Below are 22,710 nucleotides of genomic sequence, written 5' to 3'. Positions count from 1 at the left end.
TAATATTTATCGATACTTATTTTTGATATAATAAAAATTTTTATTAATAACCAATAATATATTATATTTATAACATGAAAGGAACAAATGTTATTTACCAAAGCTAGCGAATATGCTTTATTGTCTTTAATTCATATAGCAAAATCTAAAGAACCACAAGATGTAGATACTATGTCAAATGTTTTAGATATACCTAAAAGTTTTTTAGCAAAAATTTTACAAGCTCTTGCTAAAGATGCGCTTTTGAAATCTTACAAAGGGGCTAAGGGTGGGTTTGTACTTATTAAGCAGCCAAGCGAATATACTTTAAAAGAAATTATTAATAGTGTAGAGAAAAAATCTATTAATGTTTTTGAGTGCAGCAATGGAATTTGTCCTTCTCAAAAAGAGGATAATTGTAAAATTATGCCTATTTTAGTGAAACTTCAAAATAAAATCGATGATTTTTTAGTTTCTATTACCTTAGAGGATATTATTCAAAATAATGGCTAAAAGAGATATTTTTAGCTTAGTATTGCCTTGGGTTGCTCCGCTTGTTGCACCTATTTTAAAGGCAAAAAGTTTAACTATAGTAGCTGTAATTATTGCAATTTTGGCTATTATTATAGTGCCTTTACCAAGTATAGTTTTAGACTTTTTTCTTGCTTTAAGTATTGCAATTTCGGTTTTAATTATTTTAATTTCTTTATATATACCAAAACCTACAGATTTAACAACTTTTCCAACTATGATTTTAATTATTACGCTTTTTAGACTTTCGCTTAACATTGCTACAACGCGTATGATTTTAAGTGAGGGTCATCAAGGTCCAGCTGCTGTTAGTGATATAGTGGCAAGTTTTGGTGAATTTGTTGTTGGTGGTAATTATGTTATAGGTATGGTTGTTTTTTGTATTTTGGTTTTGATTAATTTTATGGTTGTAACCAAAGGTAGTACAAGGGTTTCTGAGGTTCAAGCTAGATTTACTCTTGATGCAATGCCAGGTAAGCAAATGGCTATTGATGCGGATTTAAACGCAGGTTTGATTGATGAAAAAACTGCACGCGCAAGACGCCAAGAAATCATAGCTGAAGCAAATTTTTATGGAGCGATGGATGGTTCTTCTAAATTTATAAAAGGAGACGCTGTTGCTGGGATTATCATCACTATTGTAAATTTAATTGGTGGTTTTATGATAGGCTATTTTCAGCATGATATGGAGCTTAGCCAGTGCGCTTCAACTTATACTATATTAACGATAGGTGATGGGCTTGTTTCTCAAATTCCTGGGCTTATAACTTCAACAGCAACTGCAATTATCATCACGCGTGCTAGCAAAGATGAGGATAATTTTGCTGAAGGTTCAATTAATCAGCTTTTAGGAGAGTACAAAACATTATTAATTGTAGGCTTTGTTTTGTTTATTTTTGCTTTAGTCCCTGGTTTGCCACACTTTTCTTTGGGATTTATGGCTTTGGTGTTTTTGGGCCTTGGTTATATGATAAAACAAGTGCAAGAAGGCAAAATTCAAATCAATACAATTTCGGCTAAAAAATCTCAAGAAGCTGATGAACAAGAGCAAGCTAAACCTCAAAAACGCAGCGAAGAAGAAATTTTAAAAGAAGAAGAAAATAAAATAAGCGATATTTTAAAACTAGAAATTTTAGAATTAGAATTAGGTTATGGGCTTATTAAATTAGCAGAAAGTGAGCTAACAGAGCGTATAAGGTCAACAAGGCGTAATATAGCTCAAAGCCTTGGTTTTTTAATGCCAAAAATTAGAATTAGAGATAATTTACAATTAAAACCAAATGAATATACCTTTAAATTAAAAGGTGTTGGTATAGCTAGTGCTGAAATTTATCCTGATAAATACTTGGCTATGGATAGTGGTTTTATTACTGAGCCTATTGAGGGTATAGCTACCAAAGAGCCAGCGTTTAATTCTGATGCGCTTTGGATAGATGCTTCTTTAAAAGATGAGGCGACATTAAATGGTTATATTGTAATTGATCCAGCAAGTGTGATTTCAACCCATATGAGTGAGCTTATCAAAGCTAATGCTGCTGAACTTTTAACTAAGCAAGAGGTTCAAAACTTACTAGATAAAATTAAAAATGATTATCCTATCGTGGTAGATGATTGTTTAAGGGTTGCTAGTATAGGTTTGATTCAAAAAGTTTTAAAAGCTTTACTTAAAGAACATATTCCTATTAAAGATATGCTTACGATTTTAGAATCAATTAGTGATATAGCTGAAGTAAGCAAGAGTTTGGATATGATTATTGAGCATGTAAGAGCATCTTTGGCAAGAGCGATTACAAATTTATATGTGGATGAAAAAGGACAAATTAGCTTTTATATTTTTGATGCTGCTGCGGCTGCAAAATTAATGGAGCATGTACAATTTAAAGATGGTTCGTATCATTTGATGATTAATGTAGCTCAAACTGGAGCCTTGGTTGAAGCTTTAAAAGCTGAACTTGCAAGTGTAGCAAACACTAGAATTAAACCATTTTTACTCTGTGTTGAACCACAACTTAGAAAATTTATTGCAGATATTTGCTCAAATTTTGGTATTAACATTACGGTTTTAAGTTTTGCAGAAATTGCAGAAAATACTAAATTTGAAACAGAAGGTATTATAAAAGTTGACGATTTATAAAGGAAAAACATGAAAATTTATCATCTTTCTCATACTGACTTAGATGGCTATGCTTGTCAGTATGTCATAAATTTCTATTTTAAAAATTGTTTTTTTTATAATTCAAACTATGGTAAAGAAATTAATGAAAATTTTAATGTGATTTTTAAAAATATAGAGGAAGATTTAAAGCAAAATCCTAGTGAAGAATTTGTGATTTTAATAAGTGATTTAAATTTAACTTTAAGTCAGTGTGAGGATTTTCAAAAAGCCATAGAGGGCAAGAAAATCAAACTTTTGCTTTTAGATCATCATCAAAGTGGTTTAGAATGCATGCAAAAATATCCTTGGTATTTTTTAGATGATAAAAGATGTGCTACTAAAATAGTATATGATTTTTTTAGTAGATGTTATGGAAAAAATCAGGCTTTATCACAATTTGTAGATGTGGTAAATGCAGTAGATATTTGGCTAAGTGAAGATGAGAATTTTGAACTTGGAAAGGTTTTACTTGGCATGGTTTCTAGTGCAAAAGAGATTAATAAAGTGATGTTTGCACAAGAAAATATAAAATATCTTTTTTATCTTTTTGATAATTGTAGAAATTATATCCAACAAAATAATGCACATATTAATTTAGACAATGATTTACATGGAATTAAAAAATCTTTTTTTAAAAAAGAAAATGATGATACTTTGAGTAATTTAATTTCTAAATTTGTTGTTGAAAGATTAAGTGTAAATAAAGAAAAATTCAGTGTATTTTATAAAGGAAGTAAAGGGATATTAACTTCAAATATAGGAAATACCTCTGTTATTGGAAATGATTTTTTAATGCAAAATCCTGATTTTGATTTTTTTGTTGATCTTAGTTCAAGAAAAACTTTAAGTTTTAGAGCAAACAATAAAATAGATGTAAGTTTAATGGCTAAAAATTTAGTCAATGGTGGAGGCCATAAAAACGCAAGTGGTGGAATGTTTGCTTCGTATAAAGATAGCTCAAATTATGATTTTATCAAAGCTCAATTTAATGATTTAATTAAAAGCAAAGAATTAAAGGAAAATAATGAAAATAAATCATAAAGAAGAAATAGAAAATTTACAATACGAACTCAGTATAGTTTTAGAAGCTATGCTCTTATTTGCTGGGGTAAAAAGAGCAAAATTAGAAAAAGCAATTGAGGTTTATATTGATTGTATTGATGAGGTTTGCCAAAATACTCAAAAAGAAGGAGTTGATGAGATCTTAGAAGTTGTAGAGTACTTAAAAAATCATCATAAAGATTTATTTGAATGAAAATTTTACTATTGCTTTTTATAGGATTTTTTTCTTATGCAAATATCTATGAAGATTTAAATGATTTTGCTTACAACAAGCAAAACACGCTAAATTTAAACTCAAGTCAAGCTTTATTTTTAGAGTACAAACAAAACAAACAAGCTTGTGCGGATATAGTGTTAACTAAAAATAAGGCTTTTGTGATTAAAATTTATCCATTGTGTGAAAATTTAAATGAAAAAAGTTTAAATGAGTACTTAAATACACAATTTATAAGTTTATACGCTAAAGATTTATCAAAACTAAGAAAAGAAATGGCTGATATTAAAAATATTATGCGTGATTTTATGATTTATTATACCTTGCATCAATCTTTTGCAAAAGAAATTAAGAAAATGAGTAAAAACGATAAATTACAAACATATAAACTAGATGAAAAAAAAGGTGGAAAAATTCTTTACAAGGTTAACAATCAAGCTTGTGTGATTTTTGACTTGTATTTAGATGAAAATTTACAAGCTAGTATGCAAATAAGTGGAATGGAAAATTTAGATAAAACTTGTATGGAACTAATCTCATCCCCAGATTTTAAAGATTTATCCTACGCAAAAGAAGGTATGAGAAAATATAAATTAAAAAACTAATCTAAAAAATCTTAAATAATATAATTTTAAAATTCTACCCAAAGCCATTTTTTTTCTTTCTATATTAGAAAACACATAAGCTTCAAGATCTTGCTTTTCTCTTAAAGTAAGATTTTTCATTATTATAAACCTTTTAAAAAATATTGCTAGATGCAATTATATTATCTTTTCTTTTAAAAAAACTGAAAAATAAGTTTTTATATATTGTATATAAATAACTAAATAAACTTTAGTTATATAGACTAAATAATTTTAAATATTTTTATTTAAAAATAACTTGACATTATTATACTAAAGTTGTATAATAATGTCAGCACTTGAAAATATTAAGTGCTAATTTTTAAAAATCAAGGTTTTTTACAGTGAAATCTTATAGCAAAAAAGATCTTATTTTAAAAACTATCATAGAAGCATATTTAGATGGTAACATACCAGTTGGTTCTAATGAGTTAAATAATAAAGTTAGTATACCAGCTTCTACTATAAGAGTTTATTTTAAAAAATTAAGTGATGAAGGAATTTTAACCCAGCTTCACATTAGCAGCGGAAGAATTCCCACCGTTAAAGCAATGAAAGATTATTGGCACGAACAACTTCTTGAGGAAGAAGTTAGCATTGATGATCTTAATGTTTTAGAGTTTTTGTTAAATAAGTTTGAAATTTATGCCTTAGTTTATGGTGGTGATGAACTTGTTTTAAATGATATTGGCGTTTTAAATAACAAATTTATCATACTTGATTTTATGGATGATGAGTTGGTTTTAAAATTTAGTCAAGATGCATTTTTGTTTTTACAAAGATTAGTTGGGCTTAGATTGCAAGATATAGAAAATTTAGCTTTTAAGGTAAATTTTTTCGAGCTTTTAGAAAAAATAGCCATGTTAAAACAAACAAAAATTTATTATAGGTATAATGAGAAAAAAGCTTATCAAATTTATCAAAACGATGAATTTGCTAAGCTTTTATCTCCTCAAATTGGATTTTATTTTAATGATAAATTACAATTTGATCCTTTATTTGAAGAGGGTTTTATGGGATTAAAGCTTAAGAGTACATTTTTAGGCAAAGAATCTAGTGTGGTTTTTGCTGGAAGTGTGTATTCTGATTTTAAATCAATGTTAAATATTATAAAGGAGGCTGCGTGAGCGAAGAAAAGCAAAATGGACAAATACAAGAAGAAACAGTGGAAAATTCAGAAAATCAAAATAATGAATTAGAAAAACTTCAAGCAGAGTATAATGAGTTAAAAGATACTTATTTAAGAGCAAATGCTGAATTTGAAAATATCAAAAAAAGAATGGAAAAGGAAAAAATTTCAGCAACTATTTACGCAAATGAAAGTTTTGCAAAAGATTTGCTTGATGTGGTAGATGCTTTGGAGGCGGCTGTAAATGTAGAAGCTAATGATGAAATTAGTTTAAAAATTAAAGAAGGTGTGCAAAATACACTTGATTTACTTTTGAAAAAACTAGAAAAACATATGGTTAAACCAGTGGAAGCTAGTGGTGAATTTGATCCAAATTTACATGAAGCTATGTTTCATGTAGAAAGTGCCGATCATGAAAGCGGTCATATAGTAGCTCTTTTACAAAAGGGTTATATGATGAATGATAGAATCATAAGATCAGCCAAAGTTAGCGTTGCAAAATAAATTTAATAAAGGAGAATAAAAATGAGTAAAGTTATAGGTATAGATTTAGGAACAACTAATTCTTGTGTAAGCGTGTATGAAAGAGGGGAGAGTAAAGTTATCCCTAATAAAGAAGGTAAAAATACAACTCCTTCAGTAGTAGCTTTTACTGATAAAGGTGAAATTTTAGTTGGAGATAGTGCTAAGCGTCAAGCTGTAACTAATCCTGAAAAAACTATTTATTCTATAAAAAGAATTATGGGTTTGATGATCAATGAAGATGCAGCTAAAGAAGCTAAAAATCGTCTTCCTTATCATATAACAGAAAGAAATGGAGCTTGTGCTATAGAAATAGCTGGTAAAATTTATACTCCGCAAGAAATTTCAGCAAAAGTTTTGATGAAATTAAAAGAAGATGCTGAAGCTTTTTTAGGTGAAAAGGTTGAAGATGCGGTTATAACAGTTCCAGCATATTTTAATGATGCACAAAGAAAAGCTACCAAAGAAGCAGGAACTATAGCAGGGCTTAATGTTTTAAGAATTATAAACGAACCAACAGCAGCAGCTTTAGCTTATGGGCTTGATAAAAAAGAAAGTGAAAAAATCGTAGTTTATGATTTAGGTGGTGGTACATTTGATGTTACTGTTCTTGAAACTGGAGATAATGTAGTAGAAGTTTTAGCAACAGGCGGTAATGCATTTTTAGGTGGTGATGATTTTGATAACAAATTAATAGACTTTTTAGCAAGTGAATTTAAAGATGAAACTGGAATTGATCTTAAAAATGATGTTATGGCCTTGCAAAGATTAAAAGAAGCGGCTGAAAATGCTAAAAAAGAATTAAGTTCAGCAAATGAAACTAATGTAAATTTACCATTTATTACAGCTGATGCAAGTGGTCCAAAGCACTTAACAAAAACTATCACAAGAGCAAAATTTGAAAGCATGATTGATGGTTTGGTGGCTGAGACTATTAGTAAAATCAATGAAGTTGTAAAAGATGCAGGACTTGATAAGAGTGAAGTAAAAGAAATTGTAATGGTGGGTGGATCTACCCGTGTTCCTTTGGTTCAAGAAGAAGTTAAAAAAGCTTTTGGAAAAGATTTAAATAAATCAGTAAATCCTGATGAAGTTGTTGCAATTGGTGCTGCAATTCAAGGAGCGGTTATAAAAGGTGATGTGAAAGATGTATTATTACTTGATGTTACTCCGCTTTCTTTGGGTATTGAAACTTTAGGTGGGGTAATGACTAAAATCATAGAAAAAGGCACAACTATACCAACTAAAAAAGAGCAAACTTTCTCAACTGCTGAAGATAATCAAAGCGCAGTTACTATCAATGTTTTACAAGGTGAGAGAGAATTTAGCCGCGATAATAAATCTTTAGGAAATTTCAATCTTGAAGGAATTCCACCAGCACCTCGTGGTATGCCACAAATTGAAGTAACATTTGATATAGATGCAAATGGTATTTTAACAGTTAGTGCTAAAGATAAAGCTACAGGTAAAGCTCAAGAGATTAAAATCACAGGTTCAAGTGGTTTAAGTGAAGAAGAAATTAATAATATGGTTAAAGATGCAGAATTGCACAAAGAAGAAGATAGAAAACGCAAAGAAGCAGTAGAAGCAAGAAATTCTGCAGATAGTTTAGTACATCAAGTAGAAAAATCTTTAAGTGAGCTTGGAGAAAAAGTAAGTGATGAGGATAAAGCAAATATTCAAAAAGCATTAGATGATTTAAAAGAAACTTTAAAAAATGCAAATGCTTCTAAAGAAGAAATTGAAAGCAAAATGAAAGCATTAAGCGAGGTTTCTCATAAATTAGCTGAAAATATGTATAAAAAAGATGAAAAACCAAGTGATGATAAAAAGAAAAAAGATGATGATGTAATTGATGCTGAAGTAGAATAAACTAAGCTAGAAGTTATAAAACTTCTAGCATTTTTAATCAATATATTTCTTACAATCTTCTTTAAAATAATTTTTATCAAATTCTGCAAAATTATCATTATTTGGCACTTTATAACATTCACTATAATTTTTAGCTTTTAAAATTTTTACATAAAAACTAGGAATGGCGATATTATTTTTAATGCGTTTTGGCTTATCATCATAAAGCACTAAATTTAGCACTTCTAATTCTTTGTATTTTTTTGCAAGATATCTTTCTCTTTGTTCGATTTCATTCCAAATTTTTGCATTGATATCTTTTTTTTGCGGGGTTATATTGCTCATTAAAAAAGTGCTAAGTTGGGCTTGTGGGGTTGTATTCATGGATTGATTTGGCACGACATGCCCTCTTGTATAACCACTTTTTATATAATCTTCCCAATAAGTTCTATATTTTTTAGGAATGTTAGTATCATCTTTAAATTTTGGGCGTTTTTTAATGTGTTTTTGATTTAAAATTCTAGCTTCAAGTTTATAAGCTATTGCTTTAGTGCCTTTATAGTTATAATCATAACAATTAATATAATAATACTTATCCATCAATAAAGAGCAATTTTGAAAATACTTTTTAAAGCTAGGATCAAGCTCATATTGAGTGTATGCAAAAGAGCTTAAGGCTAGAGTGCAAAGAATTAAGGCTTTTTTCATGCTAAAAGTTTTCTAACCATTTCATTTAATCTTTTTCCATCAACACTTGCTCCAAAAAGTGCTTTAGCTTCTTTCATTAGCATTCCTTGCTCTTTTAATGAGCTAATTTGTAGTTTTTCTATGAGTTTTTTAAGCTCACTTTCTAATTCTTCATCGCTTAGTTGTTTTGGTAAATACGCACTTAAAATAGCTACTTCTTGAAGTTCTTTTTGGGCTAAATCTTCTCTTGAGCCTTTGTTAAAAGCAAGTGCAGCCTCATTTCTTTTTTTAATCTCACTTGCGATAATTTTATAAATTCTCTCATCATCAAGTGTAATTCTCTCATCAACTTCAATTTGTTTAAAGCATGCGCTAAGCGTTCTTAAGGTGTTTCTTTTAAAATCATCCTTATTGCGCATAGCTTCTTTGATATCTTCTAAAATTTGATCTTTTAAATTCATTGTTTCTCCTTTAAAATTTGATATTTTTAAAATGTGCTATACACACACCTTCTCTAACACCATCATCAATTATAATAAGTTTTTGCTTGCTAAATAAAGCAAAAAATATCATTGAGCCTGCTATGAGGTATTTTTTTCTATTTTTTCCAAGATAAATTTTAGCCTTTTCTTGCTCTAAATTCCAAATTTTTAAAGCAAAATTTAAAAAATCTTTGCGCTTTAGCATTTTTCCATTTACACTATCTTCTAAATAATCTTCATATTTTATAGCCTGTTTATACGCACAAAGTGTAGTAGGAACTCCTGAGTTTAAAACAAAAAACTTTCCTTTTAATTCTTTTTTTATATTTTTGCATATACTAAAAGCCTCAAACATTAGCTGTTTTAAGTGGCTAGGATAGGGGCTAAAATGAAGTTTTAATTTTTCATCTTTAATGTGTTTAAGATTTTGTGGATATTTTTTAAATAATTTTACACAAGAATTTGATTTTATAGCTTTAAAATGCATTCTTTCATAAAAACTAATAATGCCAAAATCATAACTTTTGCTAAATTTATCATTTGAAATTTCACAAGAAGCACCGCCTAAATCACAATAGCTTAAATCTTTCCTAAAAATCTTAAGAATTTTAAGCCTTTCATTCATGCCTAAAATGCTTAATTTTGCTTCGCTTTTTGCATCGATTAATTTTACTTCAAGCTTAAATTCTTTTTTGATTTTTTCAAAAATAGCTTGAGTATTTTTTGCTTTTCTAAAAGCAGCTGTGGCAACAGCTTTGGCTTGGCTTAAATCGTATTTTTTTTCTTTTAAGCTTTTTAATGCATTGAAAATTCTCTCTATAGCTTCATCGCTAATAGTTTCATTTTGCATATTTTTAGCTGTCCCTATGATAAATTCTTCGCTTTTTAATTTATTAAAATTTTCATCCATCAAAACAGCTCTTAATGTGTTTGAGCCCATATCAATACCAAGCACTAACTCTCCTTAAAAAATTTAAAGTATAATAGCAAAAAACTTATAAGGAAAACTTATGCTTTTAGGGGTTAATATCGATCATATAGCAGTTTTAAGAGAAGCTAGAAAAGTAAATGATCCTGATTTGCTTGAGGCTGCTTTTTTGAGTGCAAATTTAGCCGATCAAATCACTATCCATGTAAGAGAAGATCGTCGCCATGCTAATGAGAAAGATTTAGAAAATATTTTAAAATATTGCAAGTGTGTGGTGAATTTAGAATGTTCTATTGATATGATAGAATATGCTTTAAAATACAAACCCTCGCGCGTTACCTTAGTGCCTGAAAAAAGGCAAGAACTTACAACAGAAGGTGGTTTGAATTTAAATAATGATAAATTACAAGAAGTCATTTTAAAACTCAAACAAGAGCAAATCGAAGTTTCTTTGTTTATTGATCCAAATTTAGAAGATATTGAAAAATCATCTTTGTTAAAGGCTGATTTTATAGAGCTTCATACAGGATTATATGCTAATATCTATAATGCATTATATACTAATATTAATCAAACTTCTTATGCATTGCCTGAATTAATTTTAAGTAAAAATGAACTCAAAAAGCTTTTAGAAAATGAACTCCAAAGATTAAGACAAAGTGCGAGTTTGGCTAAGAGTTTAAATTTAAATGTAGCGGCTGGACATGGGCTTAATTATAAAAATGTAAAAAATATTGTTGATATTTTAGAAATTAAAGAGTTAAATATTGGTCAAAGCATAGTAGCAAGATCAGTTTTTGTTGGCTTAGAAAAAGCTATATTAGAGATGAGGGCTTTAATTAAAAGATGAAAAAAATTGCTATTAGTATAGGGGATTTAAATGGCATAGGTGTGCAAATTTTATTAGCCTCTCATGATGAGTTAGTAAAAATTTGCGAGCCTTATTATTTTGTGCATTATAAATTATTTCAAAAAGCAAGCAAGCTTTTAAAATTAAATACAAAATCTAAGATAAATTTAGTTGAAATTTCTTATGCAAACGAGCCAAAATTTATTTTCAAAGAAGAAAAAGATAATTTTTTAATTTATGATTTTTCATATCAAACTAGCAAGGAAATTGATTATGATTTTGAGTTAAATCCTGCAAATTTAGATGCTAAAAGCGGGGCTTATTCTTTTTTGAGTTTTGAGGGGGCTAGTTATTGTACGCATTTATTTTTAGATGCTTTAGTTACTTTGCCTATAAATAAAAAAACTTGGCAAATGGCAGGAGTGAGCTATAAAGGTCACACAGAAGCACTAAGGGAATTTTTCAAGCAAGATGCTATCATGATGTTAGGTTGTGATGAGCTTTTTGTGGCTTTATACACTGAACACATTCCATTAAAAGATGTTTATAAGCAAATTAAAGCTTTGAGGTTGGCTAAATTTTTGATTGATTTTTATCAATGTACTTTATTTGAAAAAATTGGAGTTTTAGCTTTTAATCCTCATGCAAGCGATAATGGCGTAATAGGTGGAGAAGAAGAAAATGAAATAAAAAAGGCCATAAAAATGGCAAATGTATTTTTAAAAGATAGCACGTTGAATTTGCAAAATTTAGAAAATGAAGATTTTTTAAATCAAAAAGAAAAAGAACTCTCTTATAAAGAAAATATCTTTTTAAGCGAGCCTTTGGTGGCTGATAGTGCTTTTACTCCTTTTGCACTTAGTAAATGCAAGTATTTAGTAAGCATGTATCATGATGTAGGCTTAGCACCTTTAAAGGCTTTATATTTTGAAAAAAGTATCAATGTGAGTTTAAATTTACCCATAATTCGCACTAGCGTTGATCATGGCACAGCTTATGATAAGGCTTATAAAAATGAAAAAATAAATTTACAAAGTTATATGCAGGCGGTGAAATCTGCTTTGCAATTTTTAAAGATCAAAGAAAAAACTAAGTAAAAGTTACTAAAATTAATTCATTAAAATAAATTCTTAAGGAGAATACTTGAGTAAAGATAATGCTATTGCATTTTTTATTTTTATTGTGAGTGTTTTATGTTTTTTTGTTTGGGGGTATAATTATATTCCTAATAATTCCATGATATTATTTATCCTTGCTAGTATATTTGGTATTTTCATGGCCTTTAATGTTGGTGGTAATGATGTTGCAAATTCATTTGGCACTAGCGTAGGCGCTAAAACTGTTACTATAAAACAAGCTTTGATAATCGCTGCTGTATTTGAATTAAGCGGGGCTGTGTTTGCAGGAGGAGAAGTAACAAATACCATAAGAAGTGGTATAGTGGTTTTGCCTGATGGGGTTAATCCTATGGTATTTGTATGTGTAATGCTCTCGGCTTTATTAAGCTCTGGAATTTGGCTTTTTGTGGCGACTAAAAAAGGACTTCCAGTTTCTACTACTCATAGTATTATAGGAGGTATTGTAGGTTCAAGTATTGCTATGGGGTTTGTATTTTTTGATCAAGATCAAGCATTATCTATGGTAAATTGGAATGGTATTTATAAAATAGCTATGAGTTGGGTTATTTCTCCTTTGCTTGGCGGGCTTGTGGCGTATTTAATTTATGCTTATATTTATAAAAAAATCTTAAAGCCATCAGAAGAAATAACTCTTGTAGTAAAAGAAATTAAAAAAGAAAAAAAAGCATTTAAAGAAGAATATTTTAAAAATTTAAAAAACAAAAGCCAAGAGGAGCAAATCAAAGAACTTAGTGCTATTGTTTTAGATGATGATGAAAAAAGAAGTGAATATAAGTTAAAAATCAAAGAGTTAAAAGAAAAAGAAAAAAACATAGATGTTTTCTCAAGAATGAAATTTCATGTTCCTTTAATAGCAGGTGTAGGTGCATTGACTATTGCTTCTATGTTTTTATTTAAGGGCTTAAATAAGGTTTCTACTTTAGATGTAATGCAAAATTTATGGATAGTTTCGATTATTTCTATTTTTGCTTATATTGTTACTTTAGCGGTTGTGAGATTGATGAAAAAAACTCAGGTTAATAAAACCATAGAAAAGATTTTTTCTTGGTTTCAAATTTTTACTGCTTCAAGTTTTGCTTTTTCGCACGGAGCTAATGATATAGCTAATGCTCTTGGGCCATTTGCTGCAATTTTAAATGTGCTTAAAAACAACACTATCAATCCAAGTTCGCCAGTGCCATTTGCTGTAATGCTTATGTTTGGTATAGCTTTAGTTATTGGGCTTTGGTTTTTGGGTAAAGAAGTTATTCAAACTGTGGGTTCAAAACTAGCAGAAATTAAGCCAACAACAGGCTTTAGTGCTGAACTTGGCGCAAGTATTGTTATACTTTTAGCTACCCAACTTGGAATTCCAGTTAGCTCAACCCATATTTTAATCGGTGCAATTTTGGGTATAGGGGTATTTAATAAAGATGCTAAATGGGCTATGATGAAGCCTATTGGCTTGGCATGGGTGATTACTTTACCAGTTGCTGGAATTCTTTCAAGTATTATTTTTATTATCTTTGTAAATACAATCTTATGAGTTTAAACTCATAAGATGTTTTTTAGCTTCATCTAAATTAGAACTATTGATAAAATAATCAATTTTTGTAGGTTTTTTATATACTTTATCATAATATTCAAAAAGCATTTTTACACAAAGTTCTAAATTATTTTCTTCATAATTTTGACAAAGTTTTAGTTTAAAATCCTTGCTGATATAAGGTGATATTTTTTCAACACATTGATAAAATACTTTTTTATCCATTGGAGTGTAGTTTTTTAAAACTCTTTGAATACGCAAGTCTGTGTCGCATTCACACCAAATTTTCTTAGCTTTTTGCATACTATTGTATAAATTTAGCGGGATGATTAAATTTCCAATTTGTCTGCTTTCAGCTTCTATAAAACAAGTTTTATGGCTATAATCTTTTAAAAAATAAAACAATTCATCTTCAAAAGCTTTTTGGCTTGGTTGTTCTCCATAAATTTTACCAAAACTTGATCCTTGATGGTTGGCTAGTTTTTCTAAATTTAAAGCATTATCTAAAGTTTGGATTAAATCACTTTTGCCACTTGCTGTATTACCACAAAGGCATAAAAACTCAATATTTAAATCTTTTCTAAAAAACTCACTCACATAACTTCTATAAGCTTTATATCCACCTTCTAATCTTACAACCCTATAACCAAGTTCAGCTAAGATTAAAGCAATAGCTTTTGATCTTTTACCACCTCTTGCACAATAAATTCCCACCAAAGAGCCTATTTTATAACTTTGATAAATTTTATTAATATGCTCACTCATATTTTTACAAATATAACTTGCGCCTTTTGCTTTAGCTAAGCCTTTGTTTTTCTTATAAAGTGTGCCTATTTCTTCAAATTCATTATCACTTAGTGCATAGTAATTTTGCGCAGATTTTATATGAGCATGGCTGTATTCTTTGGGACTTCTTGCATCAATTAAAAGATCAAAATTAAATTTTAAAAAATTTTCAAAATCAACTTCTTTATACATAGTCTTTAAAAGCTTTACATAAGGTGGTATAAATTTTTTCTAAATCACTCCCACAAACTCTAGTTTGTCCTATGGTAGTGATAAAATTTGTATCACCTTGCCATCTTGGGATTAAATGATAATGACAATGCGGCGCTATACCAGCTCCTGCTGCACTACCCAAATTCATACCTATATTAACACCCTTAGCATGAAAGTTCTCTTTTAAAATTTTAACTCCAATACGCACAAAATGGCTAATTTCTAGCCATGTATCATCACTTAAATCTTCTATATTTTCTAAATGCTCATAAGGGATAATCATAAAATGACCCGGACTATAAGGGTATTTATTCATAATGCCAAAGCATTCTTTAGCTCTAAAAATTACCCCAAGTTTTTTATCTTCATTAAGTTCATGCTTACAATGACAAAAAGGGCAAAAATTTTTATCTTTATTATTAAAATAAACATCCCTCCAAGGCGCGTATAAATACTCCATCAACTCTCCTTTATGCAAGCATGTAAATTTTTGATATTTTTACTTATAAGAGCTTTATTTTTTGGTATCAAAGATAATAGCTTTTCATCTTCCAATAAAAAAATTCTAGCTCCTGCTAAAATAGCGTTATTAAGATCACTTTTGCTTTCAAGGTAAAAAATGGCTTCTAAACCAAGATGTATTGCAAAATTATAAAGTTTTTTTAGTTGCTTAGTTTTTAGCATTTTAGGAAATACAATAAACGCATCAGCCCCATATACTAAGCTTTCTAAAATTTGATATTCATCAAAAATAAAATCAAATTGCACAATAGGTTTTTCATGGTAGCGTCTAAAAAGACTTAAATTTTGTATGTCTTGATTAAGCAAAGGGCTTGTTGGTAAGATGATGGCATCAAAATTTTCATGATTAAAATTTAAATCTTTAGAATATAAAAAATGTGAAAGTTTTCTTTCATGTAAAAGTGTATAAATATCTTTAGGATAAAAGGCATTGGAAGCTAGGCTTCTACCTAGCATATCATAAGGAAAAATTTCTTTTTTACTTTCCAGAATTTTTTGTGTTTTTGAAAAATGATTTTTTAAATCTATTGTTTTAAACATTTTTCAATGGCCTTTAAATGCTCTTTACTTTCATCTGAACTTGAAAATTCTTTATCATGCAGTGTTTTTTGTAAAATTTCATAAGCCTTTTTACAATCTTTAAGTTTATAATACCCCCAAGCTAAAGAGTCAAGATAATAAAGATTTTGCGGTTCTTGTTCAAGCGCCCAGCCTACTAGCTCCATACCTTTGGCTATATCAATATCATATTCAATCAAGGCATAGCCATAATAGTTTTGATATAAAGCATCGCTGCGTATATCTACGCTTTGCTCAAATTTTTTCATGATAGAAGCTAGAATTTTTGGGTCCGTGACTTTTTTACTTTTAGGATCCATATGAATTTCAAATTCCAAAACGCCTGCCATGGAAAGATATTTTTTATCTTTACTAAGTTCATAATGTTTTAAAGCTATTTCGTAAGCTTTTTTATAATCTTTTGTTTGCGTGTATAAGAAAATTTTAGTATCAGGATCTATGTTATATTTTTGGGTTAAATTTAGAGCCTGAGTGTAGTTTTTTTCTTGTGCTAGTAGTTCTATCATAGCGTAGATGTATTTAATATCATTGTTGAGTTTATATAGTTTTTCAAGGGTTTGGATACTTGCTTTGTGATCTTTTTGTTCTTGATAAATTTTTAAAAGTAGGGTGCATGTTTTAAGGGTACATTGTGAACTTTTTACAAATTCTTCTAAGGCCTTTTTAGCTTGGTTGATATTTTTATTTTTGATATTAATTTCAACTATTTTAAGTAATAAATTTTCATGCTCAAAAAGCTTATAGGCAAGATTGTATTGCTCTAAAGCTTTGGTATATAAAGCTTTTTTGGCAAAAATATCGCCTAATATTTCATAATTTCTATAATCTTGTTCTTCTTTAATGAGTTTATAAAGTATAGCTTCGGCTTGTTTATAATCTCCTATTTCAAAAAAATACAAAGCATTTAATCTTGCAATAGCTGTGTGTTCTAAAAAGTCTTTAGAAGCTTTTAAAAGCTCATCTTTTTGTTTTAAATTAGCACTTAAAGCTAAAAGTAAAGCCTTTTGCAAATAAATACTTTCATTATTTTCATGAAATAAATTTGTATAAATATCACATGCTTTTTGAAATTGTCCATGTTCTTCATAAATAAGTGCTTGTAGGATTTTATCTTCACCTTTAGCTAAAGCAAGGCTTGTTAGGATAAAAACTATAATTAGTGAAAGCAAACCCCTATACATTCTTTTTTTAACTCCTCTTTGTGCGTTTTAAAATACTCCCAAAACGGAAAAGTTCTACATTGTTTTGGTCTATGCTTGTAAATTAAACATTTTTTATACATTGTATCAAAAAAAATACAACGATAGCCATTTTCATACTTTACTTCTTTAAAGCTATATTTAAACCCAACTTTGATGAGGTATTGCTCTTTAAAGGCTTCAAAGCCTAAATTTAAAAAACTAGCAATAGCTTCTAGTTCTTCTTTGCTAGCATAGATATACCCACTTTCTCCAGTGCAACATTTCCCGCCGCATTTTTCACAAGCACTTTCATCAAAAGAAAAATCAAAACCTTTTTCACACATCATAGCTTATAGTTCCTGTATTTTCATAAATTTCACTAATTTTTGGATTTAAAACATCATTTTCATACATAAAAAGTGTAGGCATTATAGTGCAAGGACTTTTGCTATTTTTTTTAATATGCATTAAAACAAGTCTTGCATTAGTTTGTGCATTGGTATGAATACATTGAAGTGAAACTAGTTTTAATTTAAATTGTTTTAAATAAGCACAAATTTCATCTAAAAAACTAGCCTCATAACACATAAAAAAACTACCATTTGGCTTGATTAAAGAATTTATTTTAAAAAGCATTTTTTCAAGTGGCATAAATTCTTGATATCTTGATATGCATAAATGCAAATCTTGACTTTTTTGTGTATTTTTTTTATAAAATGGAGGATTAGAGATCAAAAAATCAAATTTTATATCACTTTTATAGTTTAAAAAGTCTTCACAAATGCCTTGAATTTCAAGTTTATTTTCTTTGGCGTTTTTATAACTTAGTTTGATATTTTGCTCTTGGATATCTAGTAGATAAACTTTTGAATTTGGAAATTTTTGTTTTATCAAAAGTCCTAAAATTCCACAGCCACATCCTATATCAAGGATATTTCCTTTTAAATTATATTTAGATAAAAAGTCAAAAAGTAAAAGACTATCGTTATTATAGCGATAGCCTTTTGAGTATTGAAAGAGTTTTAGCATTTATAAAGATGATCGCAGATTTTAAACGAATCATTTAAACCCACTACAATAGAAGCTCCATTTTTGCTCGCTATATCACCTGCTACAAATAATCCTTTTACATTGCTTTCTTTATTTTCATCAAAACTTGGCACGCCTTTTTCGTCAACTTCTATAGAGCATTTTTGTAAGAAATCAAGTGGAGTTGAACCACCAATAGCATAAATAATACGATCATAAATTTCATTTGTGTCATTAGTGAAATTTACTTTAGCTTTACCGCCTTCATCTTCAATGCTAGTTATATCTATGCCAAGTTTTGCTTTTACACTGCCTTGTTCAAAAGCTTTTTGAATATCTTCTAGATTAATATCGTTTAATCTTGAGAAAGTTTCTCTTCTATAGCAAAGCGTTACATCATTATTTTTAGCTAAATCTATAGCGTATTCTGCTGCCGAATTTCCACCACCTACAACTAAGATTTTTTCACCTTGGCTTGCTGAATTTGCATTAAAATTGATGATTTTTGTTAAAGTTATAGGTAAAGTATAGCTTGGTTTATTCGGTTTACCCATTCTACCTATGGCAATAACTGCATTTTTGCAAATATAATTTTCATTTGCGGTGCTAACGATGAAATTTTCCCCATCTTTTTTAATACTTTCAACTTCACTAGAAAGTTTTACTTCAAGATTATGCTCTTTGATAGCATTTTGGAAAGTTTCTATCGTGCTTTCTCTAGTTCCATCTTCAAAATTTATATGCCCGTGATTTGTGCTATCACAACCTTTATAAGCTTTATCTACTCTTTTGCCTTCTTTGTAAAATTTTACTAAGGTTTGACAAACCGCATCAGCTTTTTCTAAAACAATAACTTCTTTATTTTTTATTTTAGCTTCTACTCCCGCTGCAATACCTGCAGGGCCAGCGCCAATAACCACCATATCAAAAATTTTCATTATTTCCCTTTTTAGTATTTTTAGTGTGTAAATGTATCAAAAAAATGATAATGAAATATAAAAAATCAAAAATATTTTAGTAAAATTCATTAATAAAATTCGAAAAAGACCTATCTTACATATAAGATAAATAAATTAGAAAATTCTATTACAAAATTACCAGAAAAAAGCTTTAAAGATTTAAAATTTACAAAAACTAGAAAAAAGCATGAAAGAAATCATTCGCAAGATTAATTTAGAATTAAAATAAGCCAAAGGCTTATTTTAATGAGTTTGCAAGATTTTAGCTAAATCTTTAGCACCTTTTAAATCCACTTTACCAGAACCTAAAAGTGGAATTTGTTCTACTTTAAAATATTTACTTGGTTTAAAAATAGCAGGCATAGTAGAGTTTTTAATCACTTCACAAATTCCTTCAAAGTCTTGCTCTTGGCATTCTACTAATAAGCATACCATTTCACCTTTTTTATCATCATCTAGTGCAACTGCGCAAAATTTTACTATATCTGTATTGATAAATTTAGCAATTTCTTCCTCTAAAGCTCCTAAAGATATCATCTCACCGCCAATTTTTGCAAAACGAGAATAACGATCCACTATATATAAAAAGCCATCCTCATCTACATGGCCTTTATCGCCGGTATTGTACCAGCGTATGCCATCGATTTCTTTGATAACTTCATCGGTTTTTTCTTTATTGTTTAAATAACCCACCATAACCTGATGACCACCAATGAGTATTAATCCATCTTCTCCATGATTTAAACTTTCATAAGTAGATGGATCTACTATGCGTATAGCGCTTCCTGGTAAAGGCATACCTACACTACCTTCTTTATTTGCACGGTGTAAAATCCAATAATCAGGATCAAATTTATTTGGCAAATTCACACTTGCAACCGGAGTGGTTTCAGTGGCTCCATAGCCTTCAAAAATAGGTTTTTTAAATTTCATTTCAAAGGCAGTTCTTACTTCGCTTTTGAGTTTTTCAGCACCTGAGACGATAATCCTTAAACTTTCAAACATAATCGCATCAAGTTTTTTATTTCTTGCATAAATACCCAAAAAAGTAGAAGTAGCACACATAATGCTAACATTATTTTTTACTATAGCTTTTGCTACACCTAGTGCATCTGTTGGATCAGCATGTGTTATGCTTTTAATCCCTTCTAATAAAGGCATAAAAGTAGTTACAGTTAATCCAAAAGCATGAAAAGGTGGTAAAGAAGATAAGACAACATCTTCGTTTTTTGCACATAATACATCTGAAATTTGAGCTATATTGCTTAAAATATTACGATTATTTAGCATTACTCCTTTTGGTGTTCCCTCACTACCACTACTAAATAATATAGCAGCTATGGCAAGGTTTTGTTTATTAGGTGCAAATAATGCTTTTATTAAACAAGTAGGTAAGATACTTACTAAAGCAAGCATAGAAAAGATTTTGAGTTTTTGTCTTTTAAAGCTTGCGATAACATCTTCTATGAAAATAATTCTAACATGCTCTTCAAATTCTAGTTTTATACCTTTATTTTCTAATTTTTCCATAAATTTTCTAGAGGTATAAATTTGTTGAATTTGAGAACTTTGAATGGCTTGATTAATCGCCTTTATACCTGCTGTGAAGTTTAAATTCACTACGATTTTATTTGCAAGCAATACAGCTAGATTACAAAGAGAACTAGCCATAGAAGCAGGAAGCAAAATTCCCACACATTCTTCTTTTGGAGCATAGCTTCCTTGGGTAGGTTGTATATTTAACTCATGCGATCTATTTTTTATGAAAGAGCTAAAAACCAAACTTAAAGCAAGCATTTTTCTATAGGTAATACCACCTATTAAAGGATCAACAATAGCTATTTGACTTAAATTTCTCTTAGCACTATCTATCCAAGCTCTGGCTATAGTATGCATGCTTTCACATTGGGATTTCCAAGCAATAAAAGAAAGTTCAAAAACTTTTGCTTTAACCACTTCTTTTTTAGTGTGTATTGGCAAGCTTTTTCCAAAAGCAATAGCGATTTTTCTTTTGCTTATTTTACGATTTCTTGCTGAAAATTCTTCATCACTTCTTGAAAAAGCACTCCCCCAAAGTCCTCTAATATAAAAAGGCAAAATCACTCCATCTTGTTCTTCTAATTTTGAGCAAACTAACTCAAATCCTCCTTTAAATTCATTAAGCTGTCCATGGCGTGAGAGTACTCCTTCTGGGAAAAGACAAACTAAATTTCCGTTTTTAATATGCATAGCAATAAGCTCTAAGCTTGATTTGCTAGAAGCACTTGAAACAGGAATAACTCCAAATTTATCAAGAAAAATTTTAATATACCACTTAGAATAAATGCTTTTTTCCATAACAAAATAAATTTTTCTTGGTATGGCCATTTGCACTATAGCCCAATCTATAAAAGATATATGATTACCAAGCAATAATGCTCCACCTTTTTCAGGAATATTCTCAAAACCTTCTACCAATAAACGGTAGCGTTGAAAAAACGCTATGCTCATTAATAAACGCACTAAAGAAAAAGGCAGTTTACTTAGCACATAAACGCTTCCAAAAAATGCCACAGCGATGATAAAATAAAACAAATTTATCACTTCAAATTCAGCATAAGCAGCAAAAGTAGCTAGTGCTAAAAAGCCTAACATGAAAATATTTTGTATAAAATTATTACCTGCTAAGACTTTTCCTAGTTCATTTTCTTTTGCATGAAATTGTATGAGAGAATTTAAAGGTATGATAAAAAATGCCCCGCTTAAACCAAAAATAAAAAACACCACACTATAGCTTAGCAAGTTTTCTAAAAATGGCATTAAAATGCTCATTAGAAAAACCCCTAAAGCACCTAGTGGTATAAGGCCTAATTCGATGTAATTTTTAGAAAACTTACCACTAATAAGTGATCCTATAATCACTCCTATACCAGAAAAAGCTAAAGAGCATTGTACGTAAAAGGTGTTTTCTATAAAAAGATCGTTTTTTGCATATACAGGAAAACTCACTAAATAAAGCTGCGATATGGCCCAAAAAAGTGAAATTCCTACAATACAAAGCCAAATGATTTTATGAGAAAATATAGTTTTTAAATTAGAGGCTAAAAGCTTTCCTTGGAAATATTGTTTTTTATCAAAACTTAAATTTTTATCTTCTTCTTTTAAGTTAGGGAGTTTATAAGCTAAAAAAAGTTCTAATACAGCAAAAGCTATTAATACAAAACCCAAAGGTGCAATTTGTGTTAAAATATCTGAAGGAGTGTTAAAATTTGACTCAAAAAGCATTTCAAAGCTTAGAGAAAATACCGCCATACCCGCTAAAATAGCCACGATACTTACCGCATTGACAGCTCCATTTCCCATAGCTAAAAGCTCTTTTCCTACTAATTCTTTTATAAAACCATATTTTGCAGGAGAGTATAAGGCAGATTGTACTCCCATGATAAAAGTCATTACAAATGCAAGCCAAAATGCTCCAAGATAATAACACAAACAAATAATACAAGTTAATATTACTGAAAATAATGCAGATATTTTCATGATTTTATTTTTAGGAAATTTATCTGCTAAAAATCCAGAAGGTGAAAGCATAAGGATAAAAGGTAAAAGCATCAAAGCATTGATAATAGCGGTTAAAAAAAGTTGAGTGCTATCTTCATAAAATTTATAGATAGTGTTTTGTATAATGATTTTGTGTCCTAAATCCACAAAAGCGTTAATAAAAGCTACTGCTAAAAATGGCAATACGCCAAAAGTCTTTAAGAAATTTCCTTGCATTAAAAACT

General features: G+C 29.3%; 23 protein-coding genes. 11 read left to right on the top strand and 12 right to left on the bottom strand.

All coding sequences use genetic code 11. From position 1 onward, the window contains the following. Window positions 1–87 precede the first annotated feature (87 nt). From CLLT_RS04740 to CLLT_RS04720, 5 genes are read left to right on the top strand one after another with little or no spacing between them, the layout of a single operon-like run. Window positions 88–492 (top strand): Rrf2 family transcriptional regulator, encoded by a 405-nt coding sequence (locus CLLT_RS04740; protein WP_012661649.1) that lies wholly within the window; start codon window positions 88–90, stop codon window positions 490–492. Next, entirely contained in the window at window positions 485–2,644 is a 2,160-nt protein-coding gene (flhA, locus tag CLLT_RS04735; RefSeq protein ID WP_012661648.1) for a flagellar biosynthesis protein FlhA, read from the top strand. The genes CLLT_RS04740 and flhA overlap by 8 nt, the downstream gene beginning before the upstream one ends. A gap of 9 nt (window positions 2,645–2,653) precedes the next feature. Continuing rightward, entirely contained in the window at window positions 2,654–3,706 is a 1,053-nt protein-coding gene (locus tag CLLT_RS04730) for a DHH family phosphoesterase (RefSeq protein WP_012661647.1), read from the top strand. Next, on the top strand, window positions 3,690–3,920 hold the full coding sequence (locus CLLT_RS04725; RefSeq protein ID WP_012661646.1) for a hypothetical protein: 231 nt from the start codon (window positions 3,690–3,692) through the stop codon (window positions 3,918–3,920). Before CLLT_RS04730 ends, CLLT_RS04725 begins: the two co-directional genes overlap by 17 nt. Beyond that, window positions 3,917–4,546, top strand: coding sequence for a hypothetical protein (locus tag CLLT_RS04720; RefSeq protein WP_012661645.1), 630 nt, complete (start codon window positions 3,917–3,919; stop codon window positions 4,544–4,546). Before CLLT_RS04725 ends, CLLT_RS04720 begins: the two co-directional genes overlap by 4 nt. On the opposite strand, the gene CLLT_RS07925 is transcribed toward CLLT_RS04720, so the two are convergent. Beyond that, window positions 4,535–4,666, bottom strand: a complete 132-nt coding sequence (locus CLLT_RS07925) for a hypothetical protein (protein ID WP_255197728.1) — start codon at window positions 4,664–4,666, stop codon at window positions 4,535–4,537. The two genes, CLLT_RS04720 and CLLT_RS07925, sit on opposite strands and share 12 nt — an antisense overlap. Before the next feature lie 242 nt (window positions 4,667–4,908). Here CLLT_RS07925 and CLLT_RS04715 point away from each other — a divergent pair, with 242 nt between their 5' ends. From CLLT_RS04715 to dnaK, 3 genes are read left to right on the top strand one after another with little or no spacing between them, the layout of a single operon-like run. Next, window positions 4,909–5,691: an HrcA family transcriptional regulator gene (locus CLLT_RS04715; RefSeq protein WP_012661644.1), complete on the top strand. Its 783-nt coding sequence runs from the start codon at window positions 4,909–4,911 to the stop codon at window positions 5,689–5,691. Beyond that, window positions 5,688–6,197, top strand: coding sequence for a nucleotide exchange factor GrpE (gene grpE / locus CLLT_RS04710; RefSeq protein ID WP_074691845.1), 510 nt, complete (start codon window positions 5,688–5,690; stop codon window positions 6,195–6,197). Before CLLT_RS04715 ends, grpE begins: the two co-directional genes overlap by 4 nt. Window positions 6,198–6,218: 21 nt before the next feature. Next, window positions 6,219–8,087: a molecular chaperone DnaK gene (gene dnaK, locus CLLT_RS04705; protein ID WP_074691849.1), complete on the top strand. Its 1,869-nt coding sequence runs from the start codon at window positions 6,219–6,221 to the stop codon at window positions 8,085–8,087. 33 nt (window positions 8,088–8,120) lie between these two features. Here dnaK and CLLT_RS04700 read toward each other — a convergent pair whose 3' ends face one another. Genes CLLT_RS04700 through CLLT_RS04690 form a run of 3 tightly spaced genes read right to left on the bottom strand, consistent with a single transcriptional unit; the run spans window position 8,121 to window position 10,190 of the window. Beyond that, the gene (locus tag CLLT_RS04700) at window positions 8,121–8,774 is read right to left on the bottom strand and encodes a DNA/RNA non-specific endonuclease (RefSeq protein WP_074691852.1); all 654 of its coding nucleotides are present in this window, start codon (window positions 8,772–8,774) and stop codon (window positions 8,121–8,123) included. Then, window positions 8,771–9,214 carry a GatB/YqeY domain-containing protein gene (locus CLLT_RS04695; RefSeq protein WP_012661640.1) on the bottom strand — a complete coding sequence of 148 codons (444 nt, stop codon included), beginning with the start codon at window positions 9,212–9,214 and terminating at the stop codon, window positions 8,771–8,773. The genes CLLT_RS04700 and CLLT_RS04695 overlap by 4 nt, the downstream gene beginning before the upstream one ends. A 10-nt stretch (window positions 9,215–9,224) precedes the next feature. Further along, window positions 9,225–10,190: a Ppx/GppA phosphatase family protein gene (locus CLLT_RS04690; protein ID WP_074691855.1), complete on the bottom strand. Its 966-nt coding sequence runs from the start codon at window positions 10,188–10,190 to the stop codon at window positions 9,225–9,227. Window positions 10,191–10,245: 55 nt separating this feature from the next. On the opposite strand from CLLT_RS04690, the gene CLLT_RS04685 reads away from it, so the two are divergent. From CLLT_RS04685 to CLLT_RS04675, 3 genes are read left to right on the top strand one after another with little or no spacing between them, the layout of a single operon-like run. After that, window positions 10,246–11,013: a pyridoxine 5'-phosphate synthase gene (locus tag CLLT_RS04685; protein ID WP_012661638.1), complete on the top strand. Its 768-nt coding sequence runs from the start codon at window positions 10,246–10,248 to the stop codon at window positions 11,011–11,013. After that, entirely contained in the window at window positions 11,010–12,110 is a 1,101-nt protein-coding gene (gene pdxA / locus CLLT_RS04680; RefSeq protein ID WP_012661637.1) for a 4-hydroxythreonine-4-phosphate dehydrogenase, read from the top strand. Before CLLT_RS04685 ends, pdxA begins: the two co-directional genes overlap by 4 nt. 46 nt (window positions 12,111–12,156) lie before the next feature. Continuing rightward, window positions 12,157–13,677: an inorganic phosphate transporter gene (locus CLLT_RS04675; RefSeq protein WP_012661636.1), complete on the top strand. Its 1,521-nt coding sequence runs from the start codon at window positions 12,157–12,159 to the stop codon at window positions 13,675–13,677. Here the strand turns inward: CLLT_RS04675 and mnmH are convergent. The 8 genes from mnmH to CLLT_RS04635 all read right to left on the bottom strand — a co-directional run bounded on the left by mnmH (window position 13,672) and on the right by CLLT_RS04635 (window position 22,702). Next, window positions 13,672–14,655 carry a tRNA 2-selenouridine(34) synthase MnmH gene (gene mnmH / locus CLLT_RS04670; RefSeq protein WP_012661635.1) on the bottom strand — a complete coding sequence of 328 codons (984 nt, stop codon included), beginning with the start codon at window positions 14,653–14,655 and terminating at the stop codon, window positions 13,672–13,674. The genes CLLT_RS04675 and mnmH overlap by 6 nt on opposite strands. After that, window positions 14,648–15,136 carry an HIT family protein gene (locus CLLT_RS04665; RefSeq protein ID WP_012661634.1) on the bottom strand — a complete coding sequence of 163 codons (489 nt, stop codon included), beginning with the start codon at window positions 15,134–15,136 and terminating at the stop codon, window positions 14,648–14,650. Before CLLT_RS04665 ends, mnmH begins: the two co-directional genes overlap by 8 nt. After that, window positions 15,136–15,738 carry a beta/alpha barrel domain-containing protein gene (locus CLLT_RS04660; RefSeq protein WP_012661633.1) on the bottom strand — a complete coding sequence of 201 codons (603 nt, stop codon included), beginning with the start codon at window positions 15,736–15,738 and terminating at the stop codon, window positions 15,136–15,138. The genes CLLT_RS04665 and CLLT_RS04660 overlap by 1 nt, the downstream gene beginning before the upstream one ends. Next, window positions 15,723–16,958, bottom strand: a complete 1,236-nt coding sequence (locus CLLT_RS04655; RefSeq protein WP_012661632.1) for a tetratricopeptide repeat protein — start codon at window positions 16,956–16,958, stop codon at window positions 15,723–15,725. Before CLLT_RS04655 ends, CLLT_RS04660 begins: the two co-directional genes overlap by 16 nt. Further along, window positions 16,934–17,305: a YkgJ family cysteine cluster protein gene (locus CLLT_RS04650; RefSeq protein WP_041570287.1), complete on the bottom strand. Its 372-nt coding sequence runs from the start codon at window positions 17,303–17,305 to the stop codon at window positions 16,934–16,936. The genes CLLT_RS04655 and CLLT_RS04650 overlap by 25 nt, the downstream gene beginning before the upstream one ends. Then, window positions 17,295–17,987: a tRNA1(Val) (adenine(37)-N6)-methyltransferase gene (locus tag CLLT_RS04645; protein WP_012661630.1), complete on the bottom strand. Its 693-nt coding sequence runs from the start codon at window positions 17,985–17,987 to the stop codon at window positions 17,295–17,297. Before CLLT_RS04645 ends, CLLT_RS04650 begins: the two co-directional genes overlap by 11 nt. Beyond that, entirely contained in the window at window positions 17,981–18,925 is a 945-nt protein-coding gene (locus CLLT_RS04640; RefSeq protein WP_012661629.1) for an NAD(P)-binding domain-containing protein, read from the bottom strand. Before CLLT_RS04640 ends, CLLT_RS04645 begins: the two co-directional genes overlap by 7 nt. 264 nt (window positions 18,926–19,189) lie before the next feature. Beyond that, a complete protein-coding gene (locus CLLT_RS04635) occupies window positions 19,190–22,702 on the bottom strand; it encodes an acyl-[ACP]--phospholipid O-acyltransferase (RefSeq protein ID WP_370510391.1) in 3,513 nt (1,170 codons plus the stop codon). Window positions 22,703–22,710: the final 8 nt, after the last annotated feature.

It is taken from the genome of Campylobacter lari subsp. lari (assembly GCF_013372185.1).
Taxonomy (GTDB): domain Bacteria; phylum Campylobacterota; class Campylobacteria; order Campylobacterales; family Campylobacteraceae; genus Campylobacter_D; species Campylobacter_D lari.
This window is presented reverse-complemented; position numbering and strand designations above follow the sequence as displayed.

Bases quoted from the DNA above. Each gene is read 5' to 3' on its own strand.
- CLLT_RS04740 (WP_012661649.1), top strand. From the start codon at position 88: ATGTTATTTACCAAAGCTAGCGAATATGCTTTATTGTCTTTAATTCAT.
- flhA (WP_012661648.1), top strand. From the start codon at position 485: ATGGCTAAAAGAGATATTTTTAGCTTAGTATTGCCTTGGGTTGCTCCG.
- CLLT_RS04730 (WP_012661647.1), top strand. From the start codon at position 2,654: ATGAAAATTTATCATCTTTCTCATACTGACTTAGATGGCTATGCTTGT.
- CLLT_RS04725 (WP_012661646.1), top strand. From the start codon at position 3,690: ATGAAAATAAATCATAAAGAAGAAATAGAAAATTTACAATACGAACTC.
- CLLT_RS04720 (WP_012661645.1), top strand. From the start codon at position 3,917: ATGAAAATTTTACTATTGCTTTTTATAGGATTTTTTTCTTATGCAAAT.
- CLLT_RS07925 (WP_255197728.1), bottom strand. From the start codon at position 4,666: ATGAAAAATCTTACTTTAAGAGAAAAGCAAGATCTTGAAGCTTATGTG.
- dnaK (WP_074691849.1), top strand. From the start codon at position 6,219: ATGAGTAAAGTTATAGGTATAGATTTAGGAACAACTAATTCTTGTGTA.
- CLLT_RS04700 (WP_074691852.1), bottom strand. From the start codon at position 8,774: ATGAAAAAAGCCTTAATTCTTTGCACTCTAGCCTTAAGCTCTTTTGCA.
- CLLT_RS04695 (WP_012661640.1), bottom strand. From the start codon at position 9,214: ATGAATTTAAAAGATCAAATTTTAGAAGATATCAAAGAAGCTATGCGC.
- CLLT_RS04685 (WP_012661638.1), top strand. From the start codon at position 10,246: ATGCTTTTAGGGGTTAATATCGATCATATAGCAGTTTTAAGAGAAGCT.
- pdxA (WP_012661637.1), top strand. From the start codon at position 11,010: ATGAAAAAAATTGCTATTAGTATAGGGGATTTAAATGGCATAGGTGTG.
- mnmH (WP_012661635.1), bottom strand. From the start codon at position 14,655: ATGTATAAAGAAGTTGATTTTGAAAATTTTTTAAAATTTAATTTTGAT.
- CLLT_RS04665 (WP_012661634.1), bottom strand. From the start codon at position 15,136: ATGGAGTATTTATACGCGCCTTGGAGGGATGTTTATTTTAATAATAAA.
- CLLT_RS04660 (WP_012661633.1), bottom strand. From the start codon at position 15,738: ATGTTTAAAACAATAGATTTAAAAAATCATTTTTCAAAAACACAAAAA.
- CLLT_RS04655 (WP_012661632.1), bottom strand. From the start codon at position 16,958: ATGTATAGGGGTTTGCTTTCACTAATTATAGTTTTTATCCTAACAAGC.
- CLLT_RS04650 (WP_041570287.1), bottom strand. From the start codon at position 17,305: ATGATGTGTGAAAAAGGTTTTGATTTTTCTTTTGATGAAAGTGCTTGT.
- CLLT_RS04645 (WP_012661630.1), bottom strand. From the start codon at position 17,987: ATGCTAAAACTCTTTCAATACTCAAAAGGCTATCGCTATAATAACGAT.
- CLLT_RS04640 (WP_012661629.1), bottom strand. From the start codon at position 18,925: ATGAAAATTTTTGATATGGTGGTTATTGGCGCTGGCCCTGCAGGTATT.
- CLLT_RS04635 (WP_370510391.1), bottom strand. From the start codon at position 22,702: ATGCAAGGAAATTTCTTAAAGACTTTTGGCGTATTGCCATTTTTAGCA.